General features: G+C 63.9%; 22 protein-coding genes. 16 read left to right on the top strand and 6 right to left on the bottom strand.

Going from position 1 to position 26177, the window contains the following annotated elements:
• Nucleotides 1-22 precede the first annotated feature (22 nt).
• Nucleotides 23-1675, top strand: coding sequence for a M28 family metallopeptidase (locus ACVOLZ_RS03510; protein WP_481515144.1), 1653 nt, complete (start codon nucleotides 23-25; stop codon nucleotides 1673-1675).
• 298 nt (nucleotides 1676-1973) lie between these two features.
• Here the strand turns inward: ACVOLZ_RS03510 and ACVOLZ_RS03505 are convergent, their stop codons facing one another.
• Nucleotides 1974-3308 carry an MFS transporter gene (locus ACVOLZ_RS03505; RefSeq protein WP_481515051.1) on the bottom strand — a complete coding sequence of 445 codons (1335 nt, stop codon included), beginning with the start codon at nucleotides 3306-3308 and terminating at the stop codon, nucleotides 1974-1976.
• 199 nt (nucleotides 3309-3507) lie between these two features.
• Here ACVOLZ_RS03505 and yedA point away from each other — a divergent pair, with 199 nt between their 5' ends.
• Nucleotides 3508-4410, top strand: coding sequence for a drug/metabolite exporter YedA (yedA, locus tag ACVOLZ_RS03500; protein ID WP_481515050.1), 903 nt, complete (start codon nucleotides 3508-3510; stop codon nucleotides 4408-4410).
• Nucleotides 4407-5318, top strand: a complete 912-nt coding sequence (gene rarD, locus ACVOLZ_RS03495) for an EamA family transporter RarD (RefSeq protein ID WP_481515049.1) — start codon at nucleotides 4407-4409, stop codon at nucleotides 5316-5318. Before yedA ends, rarD begins: the two co-directional genes overlap by 4 nt.
• A gap of 68 nt (nucleotides 5319-5386) precedes the next feature.
• Here rarD and ACVOLZ_RS03490 read toward each other — a convergent pair whose 3' ends face one another.
• Entirely contained in the window at nucleotides 5387-7096 is a 1710-nt protein-coding gene (locus tag ACVOLZ_RS03490; protein ID WP_481515048.1) for a M28 family metallopeptidase, read from the bottom strand.
• A 61-nt stretch (nucleotides 7097-7157) separates the two neighbouring features.
• Complete coding sequence (locus tag ACVOLZ_RS03485) at nucleotides 7158-7811, bottom strand: DUF4097 family beta strand repeat-containing protein (protein WP_481515047.1); 654 nt, start codon at nucleotides 7809-7811, stop codon at nucleotides 7158-7160.
• A gap of 166 nt (nucleotides 7812-7977) precedes the next feature.
• Between ACVOLZ_RS03485 and ACVOLZ_RS03480 the strand changes: the two genes are divergently transcribed.
• Nucleotides 7978-9204, top strand: coding sequence for a murein hydrolase activator EnvC family protein (locus ACVOLZ_RS03480; protein ID WP_481515046.1), 1227 nt, complete (start codon nucleotides 7978-7980; stop codon nucleotides 9202-9204).
• A gap of 116 nt (nucleotides 9205-9320) precedes the next feature.
• A complete protein-coding gene (locus tag ACVOLZ_RS03475) occupies nucleotides 9321-10739 on the top strand; it encodes a S41 family peptidase (protein ID WP_481515045.1) in 1419 nt (472 codons plus the stop codon).
• Between the two features lie 250 nt (nucleotides 10740-10989).
• Here the strand turns inward: ACVOLZ_RS03475 and ACVOLZ_RS03470 are convergent, their stop codons facing one another.
• The gene (locus ACVOLZ_RS03470; protein WP_481510496.1) at nucleotides 10990-11682 is read right to left on the bottom strand and encodes a rhomboid family intramembrane serine protease; all 693 of its coding nucleotides are present in this window, start codon (nucleotides 11680-11682) and stop codon (nucleotides 10990-10992) included.
• A gap of 200 nt (nucleotides 11683-11882) precedes the next feature.
• On the opposite strand from ACVOLZ_RS03470, the gene ACVOLZ_RS03465 reads away from it, so the two are divergent.
• Nucleotides 11883-13331, top strand: a complete 1449-nt coding sequence (locus ACVOLZ_RS03465) for an outer membrane protein transport protein (RefSeq protein ID WP_481515044.1) — start codon at nucleotides 11883-11885, stop codon at nucleotides 13329-13331.
• 340 nt (nucleotides 13332-13671) lie between these two features.
• On the opposite strand, the gene putA is transcribed toward ACVOLZ_RS03465, so the two are convergent.
• Nucleotides 13672-16890 carry a bifunctional proline dehydrogenase/L-glutamate gamma-semialdehyde dehydrogenase PutA gene (gene putA / locus ACVOLZ_RS03460; protein WP_481515043.1) on the bottom strand — a complete coding sequence of 1073 codons (3219 nt, stop codon included), beginning with the start codon at nucleotides 16888-16890 and terminating at the stop codon, nucleotides 13672-13674.
• Nucleotides 16891-17182: 292 nt separating this feature from the next.
• On the opposite strand from putA, the gene ACVOLZ_RS03455 reads away from it, so the two are divergent.
• The 6 genes from ACVOLZ_RS03455 to ACVOLZ_RS03430 all read left to right on the top strand — a co-directional run bounded on the left by ACVOLZ_RS03455 (nucleotide 17183) and on the right by ACVOLZ_RS03430 (nucleotide 21916).
• Nucleotides 17183-17656, top strand: a complete 474-nt coding sequence (locus tag ACVOLZ_RS03455) for a DUF2244 domain-containing protein (protein WP_481512965.1) — start codon at nucleotides 17183-17185, stop codon at nucleotides 17654-17656.
• A gap of 17 nt (nucleotides 17657-17673) precedes the next feature.
• Entirely contained in the window at nucleotides 17674-18609 is a 936-nt protein-coding gene (gene coxB, locus ACVOLZ_RS03450; protein WP_481515042.1) for a cytochrome c oxidase subunit II, read from the top strand.
• A gap of 62 nt (nucleotides 18610-18671) precedes the next feature.
• Nucleotides 18672-20282, top strand: a complete 1611-nt coding sequence (gene ctaD, locus ACVOLZ_RS03445) for a cytochrome c oxidase subunit I (protein WP_481515041.1) — start codon at nucleotides 18672-18674, stop codon at nucleotides 20280-20282.
• 11 nt (nucleotides 20283-20293) lie between these two features.
• Nucleotides 20294-20431, top strand: a complete 138-nt coding sequence (locus tag ACVOLZ_RS03440) for a hypothetical protein (protein WP_481515040.1) — start codon at nucleotides 20294-20296, stop codon at nucleotides 20429-20431.
• Entirely contained in the window at nucleotides 20428-21018 is a 591-nt protein-coding gene (locus ACVOLZ_RS03435) for a cytochrome c oxidase assembly protein (RefSeq protein ID WP_481515039.1), read from the top strand. The genes ACVOLZ_RS03440 and ACVOLZ_RS03435 overlap by 4 nt, the downstream gene beginning before the upstream one ends.
• Before the next feature lie 22 nt (nucleotides 21019-21040).
• Nucleotides 21041-21916, top strand: a complete 876-nt coding sequence (locus ACVOLZ_RS03430; protein WP_481515038.1) for a cytochrome c oxidase subunit 3 — start codon at nucleotides 21041-21043, stop codon at nucleotides 21914-21916.
• An 81-nt stretch (nucleotides 21917-21997) separates the two neighbouring features.
• On the opposite strand, the gene ACVOLZ_RS03425 is transcribed toward ACVOLZ_RS03430, so the two are convergent.
• On the bottom strand, nucleotides 21998-22216 hold the full coding sequence (locus ACVOLZ_RS03425) for a twin transmembrane helix small protein (RefSeq protein WP_481515037.1): 219 nt from the start codon (nucleotides 22214-22216) through the stop codon (nucleotides 21998-22000).
• 57 nt (nucleotides 22217-22273) lie between these two features.
• Here ACVOLZ_RS03425 and ACVOLZ_RS03420 point away from each other — a divergent pair, with 57 nt between their 5' ends.
• The 4 genes from ACVOLZ_RS03420 to cyoE all read left to right on the top strand — a co-directional run bounded on the left by ACVOLZ_RS03420 (nucleotide 22274) and on the right by cyoE (nucleotide 25998).
• Nucleotides 22274-23002, top strand: a complete 729-nt coding sequence (locus ACVOLZ_RS03420) for an SURF1 family protein (protein WP_481515036.1) — start codon at nucleotides 22274-22276, stop codon at nucleotides 23000-23002.
• A gap of 349 nt (nucleotides 23003-23351) precedes the next feature.
• Nucleotides 23352-23927: a hypothetical protein gene (locus ACVOLZ_RS03415; protein WP_481515035.1), complete on the top strand. Its 576-nt coding sequence runs from the start codon at nucleotides 23352-23354 to the stop codon at nucleotides 23925-23927.
• Nucleotides 23928-23937: 10 nt separating this feature from the next.
• Nucleotides 23938-25101 carry a COX15/CtaA family protein gene (locus ACVOLZ_RS03410; RefSeq protein WP_481515034.1) on the top strand — a complete coding sequence of 388 codons (1164 nt, stop codon included), beginning with the start codon at nucleotides 23938-23940 and terminating at the stop codon, nucleotides 25099-25101.
• A gap of 3 nt (nucleotides 25102-25104) precedes the next feature.
• On the top strand, nucleotides 25105-25998 hold the full coding sequence (gene cyoE, locus ACVOLZ_RS03405; RefSeq protein WP_296253347.1) for a heme o synthase: 894 nt from the start codon (nucleotides 25105-25107) through the stop codon (nucleotides 25996-25998).
• Nucleotides 25999-26177 lie beyond the last annotated feature (179 nt).

Raw genomic sequence — 26177 nt, 5'->3', positions numbered from 1 at the left:
GTTGGTAGTTGCCGTGAATCCGATGCGCATCCTGCTGCTGTCTTCCTGCCTGTTTGTCGGCGGTATCGCCTCGGCGGCCAATGACCTGCCCGGCGGCGGCATTGATCCGGAAGCGCTGTCGCGGCATGTACGCATCCTCGCCTCGGACGAGTTCGAAGGCCGCGCGCCGGCCTCAGCCGGTGAGCAGCGCACGGTTGACTATCTGGTCGATGAATTCCGCAAGGCCGGTCTGCAGCCCGGTGGCAAGGACGGCAGTTGGGTGCAGGAAGTACCGCTGGTCCGTGCAACGGTGGACGGTCAGGTGCAGGCCAGCCTGAGCTTGAACGGCAAGTCGCAGCCGCTGGTCAACGGTGAAGACATCACCCTGCAGAGCCTGAGCCCGTTCGGTGTGGTCGACCAGCAGGACACGCCGCTGGTCTTCATCGGCTACGGCATCTCTGCGCCGGAACGGCATTGGGACGATTACAAGGGCCTGGACCTGAGCGGCAAGATCGCCGTGGTGCTGATCAACGATGCCGATTTCGAGGCCGAAGCGCCGGGTGCGTTCGATGGCAAGGCGGTGACCTATTACGGCCGCTGGACCTACAAGTTCGAGGAAGCTGCGCGCCGCGGTGCCGAGGGCGTGCTGATCGTGCACGAGACCGCGCCGGCTGCGTATCCGTGGGCGACGGTGAAGGCGTCCGGTACCTCGCCGCTGTTCGATATCGAACGCAGTCAGGAAGAAGCGCAGGCCGCGCATACGCCGGTTCGCGGCTGGATGCAGCGGGCGCTGGCTGAGCGCATCTTCAGCGCCGCTGGCCTCGATTTCGAAACCGAGAAGCGCAAGGCGATGAAGGCCGACTTCCGCCCTGTCGAGCTAGGCGACGCCAGTCTCACCACCAGCTTCTGGGTCAAGCGTGAGCGCGTGGTCACCCGTAACGTGGTGGCCAAGCTGGAAGGCAGCAGTCATCCGCAGGAATCGGTGATCTTCTCCGCACACTGGGATGCCTTCGGCATTGGCCACCCGGACGCAAGCGGCCAGACCGTGCGCCACGGTGCCATCGACAATGCTACCGGCGTGGCTTCGGTGCTGGAACTGGGGCGCGTATTCGCCGCCGGTCCGCGCCCGCAGCGCTCGCTGTACTTCCTTGCATTGACCGCAGAAGAGAAGGGCCTGCTCGGTGCCAGCTATTACGCCGCGCACCCGCTGGCACCGCTGGAGACCACCGCTGCGGTATTGAACATCGAGATGTTCAGTCCGGATGGTGAAACCGCTGATATTGCGACCTGGGGTAATGGCCGGGTTTCGCTGGAAGACGATGTGCAGCGTGTGGCACAGGCTCGCGGTCGTCGCTGGTCGCCGGATCCGAATCTGGAAGCCGGTTTCTTCTACCGCGCCGATCACTTCGCGTTCGCCCGCAAGGGTGTGCCTGCGATCACCGTTGGTGCCGGTCTGGACAAGCTGGATGGTGGTGTTGCCGCCGGCCGCGCGTTGCGTGATGCCTATTTCGCCAAGTGCTATCACCAGGCCTGCGATGCGTGGACGCCGCAGTGGGACGCGCGCGGTCTGGCTGCCGATACCTTGTTGGTTTATGACATGGGTTTGGAACTGGCCAATAGTCGGCAGTGGCCGACCTGGCAGAAGGGCGCGGAGTTCGAGGCTGCGCGTGAAGCGAGTGATGCTGCGAGGCGCTGAGTGATGTTGCGTGACGTTGAGTGATGAAAAGACCGGCGGACTGAGTCCGCCGTTTTTTTGCGTTTCGCTTTTTGCCCCTCGCTTTTGCCTTTATGCCGTCATTCCCGCGCAGGCGGGAATCGCTCCGGCTTGTGCTTTGGCTTTGGCTGTTGCCGTTCGCAAAGGCAAGTGCAAAGGCAAGTGCAAAGGCAAGTGCGTAGAGCGATTCCCGCCTGCGCGGGAATGACGGCATCAAGCCAAAGCCAAAGCCAAAGCCAAAGCCAAAGCCAAAGCAGCTCTGGCTCCGACTTGCCCAGCCTTACCGCCGCGTCCCATCCAACCAGTTCGGCCCCTTGTTCTTGAGAAAGAACACATAGACCAACAGCGACACCGCAATCACCGCAGTGACATAGATCGCGAACGCATCCACATGCCCGGTCTTCAATGCGCCCTGATACAGCAACGGCGCCGTGCCACCAAACAGTGAATTGGCCATCGCATAACCGAAGCCAACGCCCAGCGCACGCACATGCGTGGGGAACAGCTCAGCCTTCACCACGGCGTTGATCGAGGTGTAGCCGGTGAGGATGACGAAGCCGACTGCCAGCACCAGGAAGGCCATCAGCGGATCATGTTGCTGCGGCAGTTGGGTGATCATGTACCAGCTGTAGAGCACGCCGCCGACGCCGAAGAACACCAGCAGGCTCTTTCGGCCGACGATGTCCGACAGCCAACCGCCCACCGGCTGCAGCAGCATCAAAAAGGTCAGCACGCCCAGGTTGATCACGGTGCCGGTCATCACGTCATTGCCGGCGAATGCACTCTGGACCATCTTCGGGCCGTTCACCGAGTAGGTGTAGAAGGCCACCGTGCCACCGGCGGTGATCAGGAAGCACAGCAGCAGGGCGCGCCACTGGTGCACGAACAGTTCGCGCATCGAGCCGGACGCTTTGGCGCGGCCATCCTTCGCTGCTTCGATGGAGTCGGAGGTCAGCGATTCGTCCATGCTCCGGCGCAGCCAGAACACCACGATGGCGGCGATGCCGCCAATGCCGAAGGCGATGCGCCAGCCCCAGGCCGAGATCTCGGGTTTGTCCCACAGCAGCAGCATGCCGAGCAGGGTCAGCTGCGCCAGCACGTGGCCGCCAACCAGGGTGACGTAGTGGAACGAGGATAGGAAGCCGCGCCGGCCGGGAATCGCCGCTTCGGACATATAGGTCGCACTGGTGCCGTATTCGCCACCGGTGGCGAAGCCTTGTGCCAGCCGTGCCAGCAGCAGGATCAACGCCGCGGCGCCGCCAATCTGCGCGGCGGTCGGGGTGATCGCGATCAGGAACGAGCAGGCCGCCATCACCGTCACTGAAACCGTCAAGGCGCGGCGCCGGCCGTAACGGTCGGCGAAGCGACCGAAGTACCAGGCACCGATCGGACGCATCAGGAACGTGGCCGCGAAGATCGCCCACACATAGATGGTGGAGTTCTTGTCGGCGGCCGAGAAAAACTGCGACTCGAAGTACACCGCGAACACCGAGTAGACATAAACGTCATACCACTCGACCAGATTGCCGGCCGAACCTTTCAAGGTGTTGGAGATCGAGCGGCGCAGGGCGGCACGTTCGGAGGCAGCCGGTGCGTTGGCGGTGGGGGTGTTCATGCAGAAGCGGTCCTCGCTTGATGGCCGATGGCCGGGCGATGCGCGCAGCTGTGGCGCGGCGGTCGGCTCAACCCTAGCGCAGACCATGTATGGATGATGTAGGTGCTCTGCCAAACGAATACAGCATGCCGTTTTTCAGACTGATCTCGGCGCCGCTGTGCCCTAGAATTCACCTTCCCCCGAATGGTGGCACCGCCTCATGTCCTCCCCCGTATCCACGCCGGCTGCTCCTCCCAGGGGTGGCCTTGTCGTTTTGGCCTTGTTGCTGGTCTACGTGGTGTGGGGGTCGACCTATCTCGGCATCCATCTGGCGCTGGAAAGCGGCCTGCCGCCGCTGACGGTTATCTCCGGTATGCGCTTCGTCATTGCTGGCAGCGTGCTCTATACCCTATTGCGTTGGCGCGGTGTGGCCGCGCCGACCCGTGCGCAATGGAAGACTTTGGCGGTGATGGGCTTGTGCCTGCTGTTCCTGGGCAACGGCATGGTGGTGCTGGCCGAGCGCGACGTATCGTCCGGGCTGGCGGCGGTGGCGGTGGCCTCGGTGCCGCTGTGGATGGCGCTGTTCTCGGCCATCCGCGGCGAGAAGGTCACCCGTGGCGAATGGTTGGGTATTGCTGTTGGCTTCGTCGGTGTGGTCTGGCTCAACGCCGGCAGCAGTCTGACTGCAACCCCGACCGGGTTGATCCTGCTGCTGATCGCGCCGCTGGGCTGGGCGTTCGGTTCGATCTGGTCGCGTGGACGTGACCTGCCATCGCCATTCATGACCGCCGCCGGGCAGATGCTGTGCGGTGGCATGATCCTGGTCTGCGCCGGCCTGCTGCGCGGCGAGCGCATCAGTGCCTTGCCCAACCTGCAGGGTCTGCTGTCGGTGAGCTACCTGACCGTATTCGGCTCGATCATCGCCTTCACCGCCTATGTGTGGCTGCTGCACAACGTGCGCCCAGTGCTGGCCAGCAGCTATGCCTACGTCAATCCGGTGATTGCCGTGGCGCTTGGCGCGTGGATCGCACATGAGCGTTTCAGTGTTTCCGATCTCGGCGCGATGGCGGTGATTCTGGCCGGCGTCGTTGTCATTACTCTTGCAAGGCTGCGTCGCGCATGAACAGCAACAGCGAACAACGTAACGGCCTGTGGGCCATCACCTTGGCTTTCGTCATATGGGGCCTGTTCCCGCTGTACTGGCATCTGCTCAAGGAGGTGCCGTCGTTCCTGATCATTGCCCACCGCATTGTCTGGAGCGCGGTGCTGCTGGTCGGTGGGCTTAGCATCGTGCGCGGCTGGGGTTGGTTGACCGAGGTATGGGCCACGCCACGGCGGTTCTGGCTGCTGGGTCTGTCCAGCTTGTTGATCGCGCTGAACTGGAGCCTCTATATCTGGGCGGTCAACGCCGGCCATGTGGTGGAAACCAGCCTGGGCTACTTCATCAACCCGCTGCTGAGCGTGCTGCTCGGGGTAATGGTGCTGGGCGAGCGGCTGGGCAAGCTGCAGTGGCTGGCGGTAGCGCTGGCGGCGCTTGGCGTGGCCTGGTTGACCTGGCAGAGCGGGCGCCCGCCGTGGATCGCGATTGGCCTGTCCATCACCTTTGGCCTGTATGGCCTGCTGCGCAAGCTGGTGGTGGTGGACGCGGTGAGCGGGCTGGGCGTGGAAAGCCTGTTCATGGTGGCACCGGCGCTGGCCTATGTGCTCTGGGCCGAGAACGGCCATGGCGGCGGTTTCATCTCCGGCTGGGGCGTGGGCATCGACGTGCTGCTGGTGCTGGCCGGTGCGGTCAGCGCGATCCCACTGATTGCCTTCGCCTTCGGCGTGCGACGGGTGCCGCTGACCGTGGTCGGCCTGCTGCAGTACATCGCACCGACCCTGCAGTTCCTGGTCGGTGTGCTGGTGTTCCGCGAGGCCTTCAGCGCCAATCAGCTGGTTGGCTTCTGCCTGATCTGGGCCGGCCTGGTGGTGTTCGCGGTGGCCGGTGTGCGCAAGGCACGCATGGCAAGTGCGGCTGCGCCGACGGCGTAAGCAACGTAGCCATACACAAACAAGAACGGCGCCCAACGGCGCCGTTCTCTTTTTCGATCTGCAGCAGCTTACTTGGCCGCGTTGCTGTCCTTGTTCTTCATCATCGCGTCGCGGTTGGCCTTGAACGGATTGCCTGCGTACCAGTTCGGCCACGCATCGCCGCCGGCCAGCTGCTGGCCAACGCCGTACAGCAGTTCCAGGTCTTCGACGATGCCGTCGAGCTTCCAGGTGGCTGGGTCGTACTCGTCCTTCGGGCCGTGGTAACGGTCCTTGCCATAGGCTTCGGCCGCACGCTTGCCGGCTTCGGTGCCGCCGTCGATCAGGTCTTCGCCGCCATCGGCATACAACGCCGGCACGCCGGCCTTGGCGAAGTTGAAGTGATCGGAACGGAAGTAGAAGCCGCTCTGCACCGAGCTCTCAGCATGCAGGGTGCGGCCCTGCTTGGCGGCCAGCGGCTTGAGCAGGTCTTCCAGCTCGGAGCTGCCAAAACCGGTGACGGTGAGGTCACGTGCACGGCCATTGACCGACATCGCATCGATGTTGATCACGCCGGCGATCTTGTCCAGCGGGAAGGTCGGGTGGTTCACGTAGTACTGCGAACCGAGCAGGCCCGATTCCTCCAGCGTCACCGCCAGGAACACCACTGATCGTTCCGGCGGGGTCTGCTGGTGGGCCATCGCATCGGCGACTTCCAGAATGCCGGCCACGCCGGTCGCGTTATCGACCGCACCGTTGTAGATGTTGTCGCCGGTTTCACCTTCGTGCTTGCCCAGGTGATCCCAGTGCGCCATGTACAACACGGCTTCGTCGGCACGCTTGCTGCCCGGAAGCACGCCGACCACGTTGCGTGACTTCTTCTGCGCGATGGTGCTCTTCAGGTCCAGCGACAGCTGCGCGTTCAACGGCGCCGGCTTGAAGCCACGCTTGCTGGCGTCCTTGTAGGCCTTGTCCAGGTCCAGCCCGGCATCGGCAAACAGCTTGCGTGCGGCCTCGGCGCTGAGCCAGCCCTGTGCCTGCAGGCGCGGCTGGCTGTCTTCGGCGGCGGGCAGGTCGTACTGCGCACCGCCCCAGGAGTTCTTCACCACATCCCAGCCATAGGAGGCACCGGCGCTGTCGTGCACGATCAGCGCGGCGGCGGCGCCCTTGCGTGCGGCTTCCTCGAACTTGTAGGTCCAGCGCCCGTAATAGGTCATGCGCTTGCCATCGAACAACTTGGCATCGTTGGTATGGAAGCCCGGGTCGTTGACGAACATCACCACCGTCTTGCCCTTCCAGTCCTGGCCGGTGTAGTCGTTCCAGTTCTGCTCGGGTGCGTCGACGCCATAGCCGACGAACACCAGCTCGCTGTTGTCGATCTTGATTTCCGGCTGGCCGCTGCGGGTGCCGATCACCATGTCGGTGCCGAATACCAGGTCACGGCTGGCCTGGCCCTGCTGGATCTTCAGCACGGTAGCCGGGTTGGCCGTGGTTTCGGTCATCGGCACTTCCTGGAACCAGCTGTCGCCGTTGCCCGGCTGCAGGCCGATGCGCTGCATCTGGTCGCGGATGTAGTTGACGGTCAGCTCTTCGCCGTTGCTGCCAGGCGCGCGGCCTTCGAATTCATCCGAAGCCAGGGTCTTCACCAGCTCGCCGAAGTCGGCGGCATTGATGCCACCGGCAAAGGTGTGGGCCGGCGGTGGTGCGGGGGCGGGCGCGGAGGCCGCCGGTGCCGGTGCCTCCTGCTTGCAGGCGGCCAGGGCCGCAGTGGCGGCCAGGCACAACAACAGTTTGCGATGCATGAGAACTCCGGGTTGCAAGATCGAACCCGGATTCTAGGCAGGATTGGCCTGCAATGCGCGTTCAGCGTGGCGCGGTTTCGCTGTCGAAGCGTTGCGGCGTGGCGCCGGTCACAGGACCGATCTTCGCCGAGTCGTGCACCAGCAGCACGACCTCGCGCTCGAATACCAGCGGGCCTTCGACCACGGCGTTCGGGCCGATGACGATCCGCGGCTTGCGCGGTGCAGTCAGCGAGATGCCGAACGAGGGACGATTGACCTTGATGCCGCCTCTGACAACTGAATCGATGCCAACGGTGATGTCGCCATTGACTGTTTCGATGTCGCCAGCCAACTGCACGGCGACCAGGCCGATGCTGCCGTTGACGGTTTCAATGCTGCCGCCAATGCGGCTGCCGCGATCAACGTAGATGCCGCCGTTCACCGTATCCAGGCCGTGGGTGAGCACCAGGTTGCGGCCGCCATGGATCCCGCCGTTGACGGTTTCGATGCTGTGCGCCTGCACATTGTCTTCGGTGCGCACGCTGCCGTTCACGGTTTCGACGCTGTTGGCCTGCACACCGGAAGCCAACTGGATGCTGCCATTGACGGTTTCCAGATCGCCGTAGGTGTTGCCGGCCTGGGTCTGGATGCTGCCATTGACCTTGCTGATGTCGTCGGCGGCCAACGCCAGTGGGGCACTCGCGCTCAGCAGCAGAAGTAGAAATAGACGTTTCATGAGATCTCCACTGTGGAAATGCCGATGGACTGGGTGGCATGGCATCACGCTTGGGTACAATCCGCATCTGCCTGAAGTCACTGGAACCTCTTTGCGCCAGCCCAGTCACCAGCCTCGTTCCCGACGACCTGCGGCCCTGCTGCCATGGCGTGGTGCTTGCCTGCTGATGCTGGGCGTACTGCTGGCCGGGCCATTGTCGGCGCAGAACAGCTCGCGCGACACCGAGAAGAAGCTGCAGCAGCTGCGCGGCGAGATCAAGGGCGTTGCCCAGGAGCGTCGCCAGTTGGAAGGGCAGCGCGGTGAAGCCAGCCAGCGCCTGCGCGAGGCCGACCAGAAGGTCGCCCGCAGCGGCCGCGCGGTAGCCGAGGCCGAGGCGGCGGTGCAGCGCGAGCAACAGTCATTGGTGGCCCTGCAACAGCGCCGGACCACGCTGGAAAGCGGTCTGGCCCAGCAGCGCCAGCAGCTGGCAACGCTGCTGCGTGGTGCCTACCAGCTGGGCAATCACGCGCCATTGAAGCTGCTGCTGTCGCAGGACAGCGTGGCCGATGCCAATCGCGAACTGGCCTATCACCGCTATCTGCAGCGTGAGCGGGCCAAGGCAATCACCGGTCTGACCACCGATCTGCAGGCGCTGACCAGCACCGAACAGCAGATCGTCGCGCGCAGCAAAGAACTGGAGCAGGCCCGCGAACAACAGCGCCAGCAGGCTACCGCGCTGGCCCAGGACCGCCGCCAGCGCGCCAGCGTGCTGAGCGAACTGGATACCCGCTATCAGGATCGCAGCGAGCGCGAGAAGGCCTTGGGCAAGGACGCACGCGCGCTGGAGCAGGTGCTGGCCAGCCTGCGTGCCGCAGCTGCCCGCGCCGAAGCGGAGCGCCGCGCGGCCGCTCGCCGTGCCGCCGAGCAGGCGCGGCAAGCGGCAGCTGCCAACAGCGGCTCCACTCGCAGCCCAGCCAGGGCCACGCCGGGCAAGGTGCCGCCGCGGGTGGTTGCCAATGCGCCGGCACCGCGGGTTGGTGGCTTGGGTTGGCCGTTGTCGGGCAATCTGCTGGCCCGTTACGGCGGTCGTTTGCCGGATGGCCGCAACAGCGCCGGCGTGCTGATTGGCGCACCGGCCGGCAGCACGGTGACCGCAGTGGCCGATGGCACGGTGGTGTTCTCCGACTGGATGACCGGCTACGGCATGATCCTGATCGTCGATCACGGCAACGGCTATATGAGCCTGTACGCGCACAACGACGCCTTGCTCAAGGATGCCGGTGCCAGCATCAAACGTGGCGATGCGGTGGCCAAGGTTGGCAACTCCGGGGGCCAGGGCGTGACCGCCCTGTACTTTGAACTACGCCGCAACGGCCAGCCGGTAGATCCTGCGACCTGGTTGCAGCGGCAGTAACGCCCGCTGAGCGCTGGCGCAGCTGGCTGCGTCGGTTCAACAAGAATTTAGCTGGGCTTCGCGCATAATCGGGTCCAGCGCGGTTATTGCGCATCCGTTTTCTCATGGAGTGGTTCATGCGTGTAGCCCGTCTTGCTGCTGCCCTGCTGTTGGCCCTGTCACCGGCTGTTGCATTGGCCCAGAGCGCCCCGGACACGGTGTCCAAGGCGGACGACCCCGATGCCAAGGAATCGGTCACCTCACGCGTCCCCTTGGACGAGATCCGCCGCTTTGTCGGCGTCTACAACGCCGTGCGTGCGGCCTATGTGGACCCGGTGGATGACAAGAAGCTGATGCAGTCGGCCGTACGCGGCCTGCTGTTGGAGCTGGACCCGCACAGCACTTACTTCAACAAGGAAGACGCAGAAGCCTTTGACGAGCAGACCAACGGTGCCTACGAAGGCATTGGCGTAGAGGTCCTGCAGCAGGACAACACCTTGAAGGTGGTGTCGCCGATCGATGACACCCCGGCCGCGCGTGCTGGCCTGAAGGCCGGCGACCTGATCGTGGCCATCGATGGCACCCCGATCAACGCCATCGATGCCAGCGAACCGCTGCGTGGCAAGGCCGGCAGCAGCGTGGTACTGACCATCGCCCGCGGCGAACAGAAGCCCTTCGATGTCACCGTGATGCGCGAGACCATTCGCGTCACCAGCGTGCGCAGCAAGATGCTGGAGCCGGGTTACGGCTATATCCGCATCAGCACCTTCCAGGCTGATACCGGCGCTGACTTCCAGAAGCAGTTGAACCAGCTGCAGGCACAGGCCGGCGGCAAGTTGAAGGGACTGGTGCTGGACCTGCGCAGCAATCCGGGCGGCCTGCTCACTGCCGCCGTGCAGGTGGCTGATGATCTGCTGGAGAGGGGGGGCATCGTCAGTACCCGCGGCCGCATCTCGATCAGCGATGCCAAGTTCGACGCCACCCCGGGCGACCTGCTCAAGGGCGCGCCGATGGTGGTATTGGCTGACGCTGGCTCGGCCAGTGCCTCGGAAGTGCTGGCCGGTGCCCTGCGTGACAACGGCCGCGCGCGCGTGGTCGGTAGCCGCACCTTCGGCAAGGGCTCGGTGCAGACCGTGCTGCCGCTGGACAACGGCGACTCGGTCAAGCTGACCACCGCGCGTTACTACACGCCCAGCGGTCGTTCGATCCAGGCCACCGGCATCCTGCCGGATGTGGAACTGACGCCGGATCCGGCCGATGCGGTCAACGACTTGCCGGCCAGCCTGAGCGACTACAGCGAAGCCAAGCTGCCGGGCCATCTGCGCGGCGATGACGAAGCGGTGGGCAGCAAGGCCGGCGTGGTGTTGCCGGGCGATGCCCCGATCCAGTCGGCCTTGCAGGAACTCAAGCACCCGGGTTCGGTAGCGGCGGCACAGGCAGCAGCGGCGAAAGCCAAGCCCAAGCCGGCCAGCACCGCGGCGAAGCCTACGGCACCTGCCGAGGCAGCAAAGCCGGAAGCCACAGAAAAGCCCGCAGCCGAAGAAAAACCCCTGTAGTGCCGAGCCATGCTCGGCAGAGGCCTCACCGGTGGCCTCAGCCGAACATGTAGTGCCGAGCCATGCTCGACAAGGGCTTCACCGGTAAAGCCTCAGCCGAACATGTAGTGCCGAGCCATGCTCGGCAGGGGCCTCACCGGTAAGGCCTCAGCCGAACATGGTTCGGCTCTACCTCAAAAGGCCACTCTGCCGCGATCTGATCGGGCACCGGCTTCGCGGCTGACGCCGCTCCCACAAAAAACAGGCAGGGCTAGAAACCCTTGCGCTTACGCAGCCGTCTTGCAATGGCGGCGCGCACATACAGCCCGTACGCCACGCCAAACAAAAAGCCGGCCACATGCGCTGACCAGGCCACCATGCCGAAACTGGGGCCGATGTAGGCGAACACCACCTGCAAGGCCGCCCACACGCCGATCAGCAGAAAGGCCGGCGCACGAACGAATTCCAGGAACAGGCCCAAAGGCAGCACCACGCCCAGCTTGGCGCGTGGGAACAGAGTCAGATACGTGCCCATCAAGGCCGACACCGCGCCACTGGCGCCAATGATGGTGCGTTCGGGTGAGCCGATCACGTACAGCGCAGCCAGGTTGGCGATGGCACCGCCGAACAGGAACAGCAACAGCAGGCGCCATGGCCCCAGCACCCGCTCGGCCGGCAGGCCGAAGATCAGCAGGAACACCAGGTTGCCCAGCAGATGCGACCAATCGGCATGCAGGAACAGCGCAGTGAATAGCCTTAATACGCTGCCGTCGCGCAAAGCCGCCCACCAGTCATGGCCACTGCCCAGACCGGTGGCCAGCGCACCCCAGTCCAGCCACAGCGAGCGACGCGCCTCATCCGGTCGTGAGATCGACCAGAGGAAGGCGGCCAGCAAGGTCAGGCACAGCAAGGGCACAGCCCAGCGCAGGCCTGACTTATTTCTGGAAGGAATGGAGACGAACATGAGTCCGGAAGCCTAACCCGGGACCGCCCGATGCGGGTTGGGAATATGTCTTACGTCGTTATTGTTTAGTTAACGAGCGTGGGTGATACTGCATACGGCGTCGTATGTCGGGAGGGGACTCCGGCGCACTGTCAAGTAGCTTGCTGCTTGGGAGTGCAGGCGCAAAACGACCATTACCGTTTACGGAGAGAGCTTCCACTATGACCGCTTCTGCTATTGCTCGCGTAACTGCCCTTGCCGTCGGTATTGCCGGCGCCCTGGCTTTCAGCCACGCCGACGCTGCTGCCTTCCAGCTGAAGGAAAACAGCGCCAAGGGCCTCGGCCGCGCTTTTGCTGGTTCCACCAGCGCATGGGACGACGCTTCGGTTGTCGCCACCAATCCGGCGTCGATGCGCCTGCTCGACGGCCGCCAGTTCCAGGCCGACCTGAGCGCCATCAGCTTCTCGGCGAAGTTCGAGAAGGCCTCCGGCCGTAACTCCGGCCCGGGTGGCCCGGGCACCGGCACCAACATCACCGGCGGCAACGGCGGCGATGCAGGCATGATCGCTCCGGTCCCGGCAGCGTATTTCCACCTGCCGTTCGGCGAGAACGACAACATGCATTTCGGCCTGTCGCTGACTGCACCGTTCGGCTTCAAGACCGATTACGACAAGAACTGGGTGGGCCGCTACAGCGGCGTGACCACTGACCTGAAGGCCATCGACCTGGGCGCAGCGTTCTCCTACGACGTCAACCCATATGTGTCGTTCGGCGCGTCGGTGTTCGTTGAGCACCTGACCATCGAACTGTCCAACGCGCTGGACATGGGCGCCGTGGTCAACGGTGCCGCCCAGCAGCGTGCTGCCGCAGCTGCGGCTGCGGCTGGCCGCACCCCGGCGCAGATCGCCGCCGCTGCTGCTGCAGCTGGCCAGGCCGCTGCTGCGGGTGGCTTCTTCCCGGGCAGCGCCGATGGTTTCGTCACCATCGAAGGCGACAACAATGCCGTCGGTTACGTGCTCGGCACCACCTTGAGCCCGACTGAAGACACCAACATCGCCTTCAGCTACCGCTCCAAGGTTGAGCACAAGATCACCGGCGGCAAGGCCAACTTCACCGTTCCGCAGAATGTTTCGGTGGCCCTCGGCCAGCCGGGCAGCGGTCTGTTCGTGGACACCTCGGGCAAGGTAACCGTGACCCTGCCGGCCTCGGTCTCGATGAGCGTGACCCACCGCATCAACGACCGTTGGACCGTGATGGGCGACCTGTCGCGCACCGCATGGAAGACCGCGTTCGACAAGGTGACCGTCGACTTCGCCTCGAACCAGCCGGACAACACCCTGGCCTTCCATTACAACGACACCACCTTCGGCTCGATCGGTACCGAGTACAAGCTGTCGGAAACCATCACCCTGCGTGGCGGCGTGGCCTATGACGAGTCGCCGACCAGCATCGAGCACCGTGACGTGCGCGTGCCGGACGTGACCCGCAAGTGGCTGTCGGTTGGCCTGGGCTGGACCCCGTCGGAGAAGACCGAGTTCAACTTCGGTTACACCCACCTGTTCACCAATGAGCCGGGCATCAATGTGACCTCGGCCACCGGTAACGTGGTCAAGGGCAAGTACGACGTGGGCGGCGATATCCTCGCTGCTTCGATCAACTACAAGTTCTAATCGAACCTGTAGTTGATGCATGCAAAAAGCCCCGCGCAAGCGGGGCTTTTTGTTTGTGCGTTGATTTGTAGGAGCGGCGTCAGCCGCGAAGCAGAGGGTCGATCAGGTAGCAGGTATGTTGGTAGTTTCGATGGCGCCAGCTTCGCGGCTAACGCCGCTCCCACAGTTCCTGGGGTGCTGGTGCATTACCGGGAAAGCTTCTGCCGAGCATGGCTCGGCACTACGCTCTGCTCCCTCCCTTTCGCGCAGCGAAGGGGAGGGTTGGGGAGGGGTAGGTTTTTGCAGTGCAAAGAAAAACCCCGCTTGCGCGGGGTTTTTCCTGATCACGACACTACTGCAATCAATCGCCCAGGGTCAGCAGCGAGGCGTTGCCGCCGGCAGCGGTGGTGTTCACCGTTACCGTCTTTTCGGTGGCGAAGCGCAGCAGGTAATGCGGGCCGCCGGCCTTGGGGCCGGTGCCGGACAGGCCCTGGCCGCCGAACGGCTGCACGCCGACCACCGCGCCAATCTGGTTGCGGTTGACGTAGACGTTGCCGACGTTGACGCGCGAAGCAATGCGATCAACGGTTTCGTCGATGCGCGAATGTACGCCCAGGGTCAGGCCGTAACCGGTGGCGTTGATCTGCTCGATCACCGCATCCAGCTGATCGGCCTTCCAGCGGATCACGTGCAGCACCGGCCCGAAGATTTCCTTGTGCAGCTGGTTGAGATCCTTCAGCTCATACGCACGCGGGGCGAAGAAGGTGCCGTGTGCGGCGGCTTCGGACAGCGGTGCGGCGGCGATCAGGCGTGCCTCGGCGTCCATGCGCACTGCATGATCCTTGAGGATCTGCAGGGCGTCGGCGTCGATGACCGGGCCGACGTCGGTCGACAGTTCGCCCGGGTCGGCAACCTTCAGTTCGGCCATCGCGCCGGACAGCATGCCCATCACCTTGTCGGCGATGTCGTCCTGCACGAACAGCACGCGCGCTGCCGAGCAACGCTGGCCGGCGGAGGTGAAGGCCGAACCGATGGCGTCCTTGACCAGCTGTTCCGGCAGCGCCGAGGAGTCGGCGATGAAGGCGTTCTGGCCACCGGTCTCGGCGATCAGCACGCCGATCGCGGCATCGCGTGCGGCCATCGCGCGGTTGATGGCGCGTGCGGTCTCGGTGGAACCGGTGAAGGCCACGCCTGCTACGCGCGGGTCGGCGGTCAGTGCGGCACCGACGGTGGCGCCATCGCCCGGCAGGAACTGCAGCACGCCTTCCGGCACGCCGGCGTCCAGCAGCAGCTTCACGGCGTAGTAGCCGATCAGGTTGGTCTGCTCGGCCGGCTTTGCGATGACGCTGTTGCCGGCGGCCAGGGCAGCGGCCACCTGGCCGAGGAAGATCGCCAACGGGAAGTTCCACGGGCTGATGCAGACGAAGACGCCACGGCCGTGCAGCTGCAGTTCGTTGCTTTCGCCGGTCGGGCTCGGCAGCTTTTCGGCGGTGCCGAACTGCTCGCGTGCCTGCTTGGCGTAGTAACGCAGGAAGTCGACCGCTTCGCGCACTTCGGCGACGCCGTCGGGCAGGCTCTTGCCGGCTTCCTTCACGCACAGCGCCATGAACTCGGCGATGCGCGATTCAAGCTGATCGGCGGCGTGCTCGAGGATGGCGGCGCGGCTGGCGGCCGGGGTGCGGTTCCAGGCCGGCTGCGCGGCCACGGCATTGGCCAGCGCCTTCTGCACGGTGGCGGCATCGGCAGCCTGCCAGTGACCGACGACCTGGCGGTTGTCGGCCGGGTTGACCACCGGCTGCGACGGCGTGCCCGGGGCCACGCCCTGCACCAGCGGGGTCGCCTGCCACGGCTTGATGGCGGCGTTGAGCTGCTCGGCCAGGGCGCGCAGTTCGTTGTCGTTGGCGAGGTTGATGCCCATGGAGTTGGTCCTGTCGTGGTTCTGGCTGCGCAGCAAATCAACCGGCAGCGGGATCTTGGGGTGCGGAATGGAAGCGAACGAAGACACGGCTTCGACCGGATCGCGGATCAGGTCGTCGATGGACACGTCTTCATCGGTAATGCGGTTGACGAAGCTGGAGTTGGCGCCGTTTTCCAACAGACGACGCACCAGGTAGGGCAGCAGGTCTTCGTGCGAGCCCACCGGTGCGTACACGCGGCAGGGCACGTTCAGACGGTCAGCCGGAATCACCTCGGCATACAGGTCATCGCCCATGCCGTGCAGCTTCTGGTGTTCGTACACGCCGCCCTTGGCGATCTGCTTGATCGTGGCGATGGTGGCCGCGTTATGGGTGGCGAACATCGGGTAGATCGCATCGGCATGGCCGAACAGGCGCTTGGCGCAGGCGATGTAGGACACGTCGGTGTTCTGCTTGCGGGTGAACACCGGGTAGCCGGGCAGGCCCTCGATCTGCGCGCGCTTGATTTCCGCATCCCAGTACGCGCCCTTGACCAGGCGCACCTGCAGCTTGTGGCCGATGCGGCGGGCCAGGTCGGCGAGGTAATCGATCGTGTACGGCGTGCGCTTCTGGTAGGACTGCACGACGATGCCGAAGCCCGCCCAGCCCTTCAGCGAGGCATCGCTGACCACGCGCTCGATGATGTCCAGCGACAGTTCCAGGCGGTCGCTTTCCTCGGCGTCGACGGTGCAGCCGATGCCATAGGACTTGGCCAGCTGCGCCAGTTCCAGCACGCCCGGCACCAGATCATTCAATACGCGCTCGCGCTTGGCGTGTTCGTAGCGCGGGTACAGCGCCGACAGCTTGATCGAGATGCCGTGCGACTTGGTCACGTCGCCATCGGCCTTGCCGCCACGGGCGATGTTGTCGCCGCCGATCGCATGGATGGCGCGGCGGTAGTCTTCCAGGTAACGCAGCGCGTCCTTCATGGTCAGCGCGCCTTCGCCGAGCATGTCGAAGGAGTAGCGGTAGTTGCTGTTGTCGCCCTTGTGCGAGCGCGACAGCGCTTCGTCGATGGTGCGGCCCATGACGAACTGGTGGCCCATGATCTTCATCGCCTGACGCACAGCCAGGCGGATCACCGGCTCGCCAACACGGCCGATCAGGCGCTTGAACGCGCCATGCACGTCGCGCTTGGTGGCATCGGCCAGGTCAACGAGGTGACCGGTCAGCATCAGGCCCCAGGTCGAGGCATTGACCAGCACCGAATCGGACTGGCCCATGTGGCGCTTCCAGTCGGCTTCGCCCAGCTTGTCGCGGATCAGCTTGTCGGCGGTTTCCTGGTCCGGAATGCGCAGCAGGGCTTCGGCCACGCACATCAGCAGCACGCCTTCCTCGCTGCCGAGGTCGTACTGGCGCATGAAGGCTTCGATCGCGCCCTGGTTCTTGGAGCGGGCGCGCACGCGGCGCACCAGGTCGGCGGCGGTGGCCTGTACCTGTGCCTGTTCGGCGGCCGGCAGGCGCGCCTGCTCCAGCAGTTCGCGCACGTGGCTGGCTTCGTCCTTGAGCCATGCATCGGTGATGGCCTGGCGCAGCGCGGACGGCGCCGGCGGCAGCTCAGGCGTCAGCAGCGGCGGGGCCGGCGACGTAGGGGAGGCGACATCAGGGGAAGGTGTTGCGTTCATGCGCTCGGCCACAGTTGGATTCGGCCATTTTAATCTTCGGTGGCGGATTTCCTAGTCCCCTGAGGGCGTCTGTTTGCGGCCTGAAAGCACTGGCCTGTGGGCGCTTTCGCAATACTTAACGAGTCAAATTAAATTGTGCCGATTCCGGCATCTAAATCGACGTCCTCGGACGATATGGGCACAGTTTTGATGTGCACTGCAGCATTGATGACGATGATGAATGGAAGCTTGCCGGGCGTGTGCGGGCAGGGCTACCATCGAACTCGATTTCCGCGGTATGGACGCGGCTGCGATGATCCAGGTGCTTCGGCAAGATTCCGATGGCTCAGGGACGCAGTTGTTACTGCACCCCCCACGGGCACTCAGTGCTCGGCAGTTCGTCCAGTTGTTTGCGGCGTTGGCAGGATTGATGGTGTTCGCGGCCGGCCTTGCTTGGTTGTCCGGGAACGTACTGGCCCCTGTCTTCGCGTTGTTGCATGGCTTCCTGGTGGCCGCTGCCCTGCGCGCGTGTTGGCGCAGCAGCAATCGCCGGGAAGAGATCCGGGTAGGACCGGACTGCGTGGAAGTGATTCCCGCAGCCGGAGTTTCGCCGGTATTCCGCGCACACCCGTATTGGGTGCGGGTGGTGACCGGGAAGGAACGGGTCCTGCTGGTTTCCAGCGGCAAGTGGGTGGAAGTGGGGAGTTTCCTCGCGCCCGTGGAACGTCGGGAACTTGCGGTGACACTTGAAGGCTTGCTCGCAGCCAGCAATGGCAGCAACCGATGACGTCAAGGGTCTAGGCAATGAAGCAAAGCAGCGTGTGGGGCGCGAAGTTGAAACACGGTTTGGCAGCGGCAGCGATGATGCTGGCGGCGCAGGCGGCATGGGCGCAATCGGCCGATCCCAAGGAATGGCAGCTCAATATGGGCAAGGGCGTCACCCATACCTCGCGTATGGCGTGGGACGCACATATGGTGGCCTTGTGGGTATGTACCGTCATCGGCGTGCTGGTGTTCGGCGCCATGGCCTACGCGATGTTCAAGTTCCGCAGATCCAAGGGCGCGGTGGCCAAGCAGTTCAGCCACAACACCAAGGCGGAAATCATCTGGACGGTCATTCCCATCGTCATCCTGGTGGTGATGGCCTGGCCTGCGACGGCCAAGCTGATCGCCATGTACGACACCCGCGATTCCGAGATGACGGTGAAGATCACCGGCTATCAGTGGATGTGGAAGTACGAATACCTCGGTGAAGACGTCGCCTTCACCAGCCGCCTGGACCGCAAGTCCGACGAAGTGCGGCAGAGCGGCAGCGTGCCGACCATGGCCAGCGATCCGCATTACCTTTTGGACGTGGACAACCCGCTGGTGCTGCCGGTGGATACCAAGGTCCGTTTCGTCATCACCTCCGACGACGTGATCCATGCGTGGTGGGTGCCGGCGCTGGGCTGGAAGCAGGACGCTGTGCCGGGCTTCATCAACGAGCGCTGGACCAACATCGAAACCGAAGGCGTGTACCGCGGCCAATGCGCGGAGCTGTGCGGCAAGGACCATGGCTTCATGCCGATCGTGGTCAAGGCCGTGTCCAAGGACGAGTTCAAGTCCTGGCTGGCCTCACGCAAGCCGGCGCCTGCCGCGCCTGTAGAGGCCGCACCGGCTGCCGAGCCGGCACCTGCAGCGGCTCCCGAAGCAACTCCGACTGTCGCTACACCCGCCGCAGCTGCGGCGGCCGGTGCCTGATACCACTGCGTGCCGGTGCTGCCGGCGCGATGCCTGAAAACGCATAACGAGGTGTAGTTGCAATGGCGAATACCGCAGTGGACCACTCCGATCACCACGGGCACCAACAGGGCTTCTTCGAGCGCTGGTTCTTCTCCACCAATCACAAAGACATCGGCACGCTCTACCTGCTTTTCAGCTTCACGATGTTCATCGTCGGCGCGGCGATGAGCGTGGTGATCCGGCTGGAGCTGGCGCAACCCGGCCTGCAGTTCGTCAAGCCGGAATTCTTCAACCAGATGACCACCGTGCACGCACTGGTGATGATCTTCGGTGGGGTGATGCCGGCCTTTGTTGGTCTTGCCAACTGGATGATCCCGCTGCAGATCGGCGCGCCGGACATGGCGCTGCCGCGCATGAACAACTGGTCGTTCTGGTTGCTGCCGGTGGCCTTCGGCATGTTGCTGGTGACCCTGTTCCTGCCCGGCGGTGCACCGGCTGGTGGTTGGACCCTGTATCCGCCGCTGTCGCTGCAGGGCGGCTACAACGTAGCCTTCAGCGTGTTCGCCATCCATGTGGCCGGTGTCAGCTCGATCATGGGCGCGATCAACATCATCGCCACCGTGCTCAACATGCGCGCACCCGGCATCGACCTGTTGAAGATGCCGATCTTCTGCTGGACCTGGCTCATCACCGCCTTCCTGCTGATCGCGGTGATGCCGGTATTGGCCGGTGCGGTGACCATGCTGCTGACCGACAAGTTCTTCGGCACCAGCTTCTTCAATGCCGCCGGTGGCGGTGACCCGGTGATGTACCAGCACATCTTCTGGTTCTTCGGTCACCCCGAGGTCTACATCATGATCCTGCCTGCGTTCGGCGTGGTCAGCGAGATCCTGCCGACCTTCAGTCGCAAGCCGCTGTTCGGCTACCAGGCAATGGTCTACGCCACTGCCGCCATCGCCTTCCTGTCGTTCATCGTGTGGGCCCACCACATGTTCACGGTGGGTATGCCGCTGGGTGGCGAGATCTACTTCATGTTCGCCACGATGCTGATCTCCATCCCGACCGGGGTGAAGGTGTTCAACTGGGTCAGCACGATGTGGGAGGGCTCGCTGACGTTTGAAACGCCGATGCTGTTCTCGATCTCGTTCGTGATCCTGTTCACCATCGGTGGTTTCTCCGGCCTGATGCTGGCCATCGTGCCGGCCGACTACCAGTACCACGACACCTACTTTGTGGTGGCGCACTTCCATTACGTGCTGGTGACCGGTGCGGTGCTGGCGCTGATCGCCGCGGTGTATTACTGGTGGCCGAAGTGGACCGGTCGCATGTACAACGAGTTCTGGGGCAAGTTCCATTTCTGGTGGACGATGGTGTTCGTCAACCTGCTGTTCTTCCCGCAGCACTTCCTCGGCCTGGCTGGCATGCCGCGGCGTATTCCGGACTACAACCCGGTGTTCGCCGACTGGAACCTGATCAGCTCGATTGGTGCGTTCGGCATGTTCGCCACCCCGTTCATGATGGCGGCTATCCTGCTGGCCTCGCTGCGCAGCGGCAAGCGTGCCGAGGCACGCGCCTGGGAAAGTGCTCGTGGCCTGGAGTGGACCATTCCGTCACCGGCACCTGCGCATACCTTCACTGTGCCGCCGGTAATCAAGCCGGGTGATCTGGCGCATGATGACGTGACGCACTGAGGAGGCTGGCAATGAGCAGCAACGAACACTTCCAGGCTGAAGAAATGGCCTTGCGCAGGCGCCGCTCGCGACGCACCGCGCTGGTGGTTGGCCTGATCGCGGTCGCGGTCTATGTCGGCTTCATCCTGTCCGGGGTGCTGGCGAGTTGAACGGGCCGGCGCCCGCACCCAAGCCCAATGCTGGCCTCGGCCGGCTGATTGGCGTGGCCTTCGCGGTATTCGTGCTGACCTTCTCGCTGGTGCCGCTATACCGCATCGCCTGCGAGAAAGTGTTTGGTGTGCGGCTGGAGCGTGGCGCCACCACGCACGACACCAGCGCACATGCGGCCACCGGCAAGCGCACCGTGCGGGTGGAGTTCGATGGCGGCGTCAATTCCAAACTGCCATGGGCCTTCCATCCGGAAAAGCTGACGATGGACGTTGTGCCGGGTGAGTTGAACGAAGCTCTGTACTTCGCCCGCAATGACAGCGACCGCGCGCTGGTTGGCAGTGCGGTGCCGTCGGTGGCGCCGGCACGTGCATCGGGTTACTTCAAAAAGACCGAGTGTTTCTGCTTCACCGCGCAGACGCTGCAGGCCGGTGAAAAGCGCGACATGCCGATACGTTTCATCGTCGATCCGGACCTGCCGGCCGACGTCAACACGATCACCCTGTCCTACACCTTCTACAAGAATGATGCGCTGACCGAACGCCTGGCCCCGGCAACCGCCGCGGCCGCCGCACACGCAGCTCCCTGATCACGGACCCGGAAGCAACGCCATGGCCCATAACACGCCTGATCCCAACGTCTACTTCGTGCCAAGCAGCAGCAAATGGCCGTTTGTAGGATCGATCGCGATGCTGGTGATGATGGTCGGGGTAGCCAGTTGGCTCAACGACGCCAGCTGGGGTCGCTGGACCTTCTTCACCGGCGTGGCGATGCTGGTGTTCACCCTGTTCCTGTGGTTCGGCGATGTCATCCGCGAATCGGTGGGTGGCAACTACAACCGCCAGGTCGACGGCTCGTTCCGGATGGGGATGATCTGGTTCATCTTCTCCGAGGTGATGTTCTTCGCCGCCTTCTTTGGTGCGCTGTTCTACACCCGCAACATGGGCCTGCCCTGGCTCGGTGGTGAAGGCCATGGCGTGCTCACCAACGAATACCTGTGGGATGGCTATTCGGCGGCATGGCCGACCAATGGCCCGGCCGATATTGGTGGTGCCTTCCAGACCATCCCGGCCTGGGGCCTGCCGCTGATCAATACCTTGATCCTGCTGACCTCGGGCGTGACCCTGACCATCGCCCATCACGCGCTGAAGGCGGGCAACCGCAAGCAGCTGCTGATCTGGTTGGGCCTGACCGTCGTGCTGGGCTGCGTGTTCCTGTTCTTCCAGGCCGAGGAGTACATCCACGCCTACAAGGAATTGAACCTGACCCTGGGCTCGGGCATTTACGGTTCCACGTTCTTCATGCTGACCGGCTTCCACGGCGCACACGTGCTGCTGGGGACGATCATGCTGCTGGTGATGTGGTTCCGCTCGGCCAAGGGCCACTTCACCCGCGACAACCATTTCGGCTTTGAAGCGGCGGCGTGGTACTGGCACTTCGTCGACGTGGTGTGGCTGATGCTGTTCCTGTTTGTGTATGTGCTTTGATCAGGGAATCGAAAGTAGGGAATGGGGAATCGGGAAAGGCGTGGCGCGCGCTCGTGCTTCTACCATTCCCGATTCCCAGTCTCAGCCACCAACACCATGCGGCTTGATCCAACCCGTATAGATGCCCAAGGCAACCAGCAGAATCAGCGCCACTGACAGCGCGATACGCCGCGTCAACGCATTGACCGTCCGTTTGGTCTGGCCGCGATCGATCATCAGGTAATAGAGGCCGGCTCCAAGATTCCAGACGATGACGATCAAGAACGCGATCACCAACAGGGTCTTCAACGAATCATTCATGCGTGGCTCGTTCAGTGGGAAGGCAGTGCTATATCACCTGCTTGGCGGCAGCTTGTCATGACGCGACAGCACACGGCGATTTTTGGTTGGCTGTTGGCAGTGCTGGTGGCGGTGGTGTTCTGCGCCTTGGGCGGCTGGCAGCTGCAGCGCATGCACCAGAAAGAAGCCCTGCTGGCGCAATTGCCGCCCAGCCGCGACGCCGCGCTCAGCCTTGCCCAGGCAGCCGCCGCGCCGGACTCCCTGCATTGGGTGCGCGATCAGCTGCAGTTCCTGCCCGGTAGCGTGTTGCTGGACAACCAGCTGCGCGAGGGCCGCGCCGGCATCAAGGTCTATCAAGCTGCGCGCGCTGCCGATGGAGCCGTCGTGCTGGTCGATCTGGGCTGGCTGCCGCTGCCTGCCGACCGCAGCATGCCGACGATCAGCGCGCAGCAGGGCACGCAGGCACTGCAGGGGTTGTGGGCGCCTGCGCCAGCAACCGGTATCGCCTTGGGCCCTGCATTGACCGCAGCCACGCAGCCGCAGACTTGGCTGGCGACGCGGATGGATCTGCCTGCCATTGCCACGCGGCTCGGGCTGGGTGGTGCTGTGCTGGCGCCGAAGGTGCTGCGACTGGACCCCGCTTTACCGCTGGGTTATTCGCGTGATCTGGACCTGCTGCCCAATACCTTGCCGCCTTCGCGCCATCTTGGGTACGCGGTGCAGTGGTTCGCGATGGCCTTGGCGGTGTTGTTGATTGCGCTGGTGTTGCAGTTCAAGAAGCGGCGGAAGTCGAGGGGGAGGCCGTGAATGGGGAGTCGGGATTGGGGAATGGTTTCGAGCAGGGGCGAAGCCAAAGCCAAAGCCAAAGCCAAAGCCAAAGCCAAAGCACCCCTCCCCAACCCTCCCCTTGGCTACGCCAAAGGGAGGGGGCAGAAAGCGCCCCTCCCCAGCCCTCCCCTTGGCTACGCCAAAGGGAGGGGGCAGAGCGCTGCGCCCTCCCTTTGATCCTTGCCCCTGTCTTTGCCGTTGAATTTCCCCCTCCCTTTCACCGAAGGTGAAGGGGAGGGCCGGGGAGGGGTGCTTCAAGCCTTTGCTCTTGCCCCAGCTTCTGCTTCTGCGAATCCCCAATCCCGATTCTCCATTCCCGGCCTTGAACATGAACGCACTCACCCCCGACCAGCTCGCCACCCGCAACCGCGGTCGCCGGGTATTGCTGCTGATCTTCGCCATGTTCTTCGGCTCGATGGCGCTGGCCGGCATCCTGCGCTTCTCCGGTTGGACACCGCAGATCAACCGCCACCACGGCGAGCTGCTGCAGCCAGCGCTGGACCTGCGCAGCGAGCAGCTGTATCTGGCCAATGGCCAGGCCTACGAGTGGAACCCCGGCGAGCGCCACTGGCGCATCCTGCTGGCACCGCCGGCTGACTGTGCACCTGCCTGCGTCACTTTGTCGCAGCAATTGGACAAGGTGTGGCAGTTGTTCGGGCATAACGCGGATAATGTCGAGATATTGTGGCTGGGTACGCCGCCTGAGCAGGTGGCTGCGACGCCGGCACTGAAGGTGCTGCAGCCCCAGCCTGCGTTCCGGGGCAAGCTGCCGGGGGTTGATGACCCGGCCGGTATCCCGGTGTATGTGATTGATCCCAATGGCTTTGTGGTATTTCGCTATGCGCCGGGTTTTGAACCGGGTGGATTGCGGGCTGATCTATCCAAGCTGTTGAAACTGATGTGAGTTCCGTTCGATGAATGCCACTGCGCGTCCGGCGCTGTACCGCAATTTCCACCGATTGGCGTGGTTCGCACTGATCATGACGGCGAGCACGATCATGTTCGGCTCGTTCGTGCGCCTGTCCGATGCTGGCCTGAGCTGCCCCGATTGGCCCACCTGCTATGGCCGCGTGACCTGGCCGCAGACGCAGATGGAAGCTGCCCAACACGTGGCCAGCGAGATCCGTCCGCTGGAAACCCATAAGGCATGGCGCGAGCAGGTGCACCGTTTCCTGGCCGGTCTGCTCGGCGTCGAAGTGCTGACCCTGGCGTTGCTGGCGGCACGTCGGCGCAAGCGCGGCATCGCCCAGATCGTCACCGCCTCGGCGCTGGTGGCCTTGGCCATCCCCTTGTATATGCGCGGCGAACACGTCGCGGCGAGTGTGCTGGCCATTGGCGGTGAAGCGATCCTGCTGCTGGCAGCATTGCGCTGGTCCAACATCGATCTGGCGCGCGCTGCGGTGCTGACCTTGGCAGTGGTGATCTTCCAGGCCTTGCTCGGCATGTGGACGGTGACCTGGCTGCTCAAACCCATCGTGGTGATGGGCCACCTGCTCGGCGGCATGGCGATGTTCTCGCTGCTGGCATGGATGGCCTGGAGGGCGACCAACCTGCCGATCACCCTGGCCGAGGCACCGCGCCTGCGCTGGTGGCTGCGTGGCGCCGTTGCCCTGGTCGTGCTGCAGATCGCGCTTGGCGGCTGGGTCAGCGCCAACTATGCGGCGCTGGCCTGCGGCGGTGGCAGTGCCTCCCTGGACAACTTCCCGCGCTGTGTCAGCCAGTGGTGGCCGCAGCAGAACTACACGGAAGGCTTCACCCTGTGGCGCGGCATCGGTGTGGATTACGAAGGTGGCGTGCTCGATGGCGCCTCGCGTATCGCCATCCAGATGGCGCACCGGATGTTCGCGGTGCTGGTGGCCTTGTACCTGCTGGTGCTGTCGGTGCGTATGTTCCGCCTGCCGGGCATGCGTGGTTGGGCAAGCGCCGTGATCGTGCTGTTGCTGCTGCAGGTCACCCTGGGCGTGCTCAACGTCAAGCTGGCATTGCCGCTGGCCGTGGCGGTGATGCACAGCGGCGGTGCGGTTGCTCTGTTGTTTGTATTGGTCACGCTGCTGGCGCGGCTGCGCGCCCCGGAGTGAATGATGCGTACAACATGGCGTGATTACTGGGACCTGACCAAGCCGAAGGTGGTGGCACTGATTGTGTTCACCGCCCTGGTCGGCATGTGCCTGGCCATTCCGGGCCTGCCCACCACCGCACAGGTGGTGACTGGTCTGCTCGGCTTCCTCGGCATCTGGCTGTCGGCCTCGGCCGCAGCGGCGATCAACCAGCTGCTGGATGCGCGCATCGACGCGCAGATGGCGCGTACCTCGTGGCGGCCCCTGGTGGTCGGCAAGGTCTCGCCGCGGCAGGTGCTGGTGTTCGCCGGCGCGCTGACCGCGCTGTCGATGACCATCCTGGTGCTGTGGGTGAACGTGATCACCGCAGTGCTGACGTTTGCGTCGCTGATCGGCTATGCGGTGATCTACACCGTCTACCTGAAGCGGGCGACCTCGCAGAACATCGTCATTGGCGGTCTGGCTGGCGCGACGCCGCCGCTGCTGGGCTGGGCGGCGATCACCGGTATGCAGGGCAGCTCGGACTGGGCCTACGCTTCGTTGCTGGTGCTGATCATCTTCATTTGGACCCCGCCGCATTTCTGGGCGTTGGCGATCTTCCGCCGCGTCGACTACGCCAAGGCCGAGATCCCGATGTTGCCGGTGACCCACGGCGTGCCGCATACCCGCAAGCAGATCCTGGCGTACTCGGTGGTGCTGGCGGTGGTGACGCTGCTGCCGGTGGCCATTGACATGAGCGGCATGTTCTACCTGGGCGGGGCAACGGTGTTGAACATCGTGTTCCTCTGGTACGCATGGAAGATGCAGAACCCGCCGGACGAGATGTTCAACATGAAGATGTTCGGCTATTCCATCGTGTATCTGATGGCGCTGTTCGCCTTCCTGCTGGTCGACCACTGGCTGCTGCCCTGGTTGTGATCGAGCAATGAAAAGGCCGGCATTAGCCGGCCTTTTCATTTGTATGCCGCCATGCAGCTGTGCTCCCTCCCTTTGCCGCAGGCAAGGGGAGGGCTGGGGAGGGGTTAGCTTTGCTTTGCTTCATGTAGTGCCGAGCCATGCTCGGCAAAGGGCTTTACCAGTAAGGCCTCTGCCGAGCA

The sequence above is a fragment of the Stenotrophomonas sp. STEN020 genome (assembly GCF_056760195.1).
This window is presented reverse-complemented; position numbering and strand designations above follow the sequence as displayed.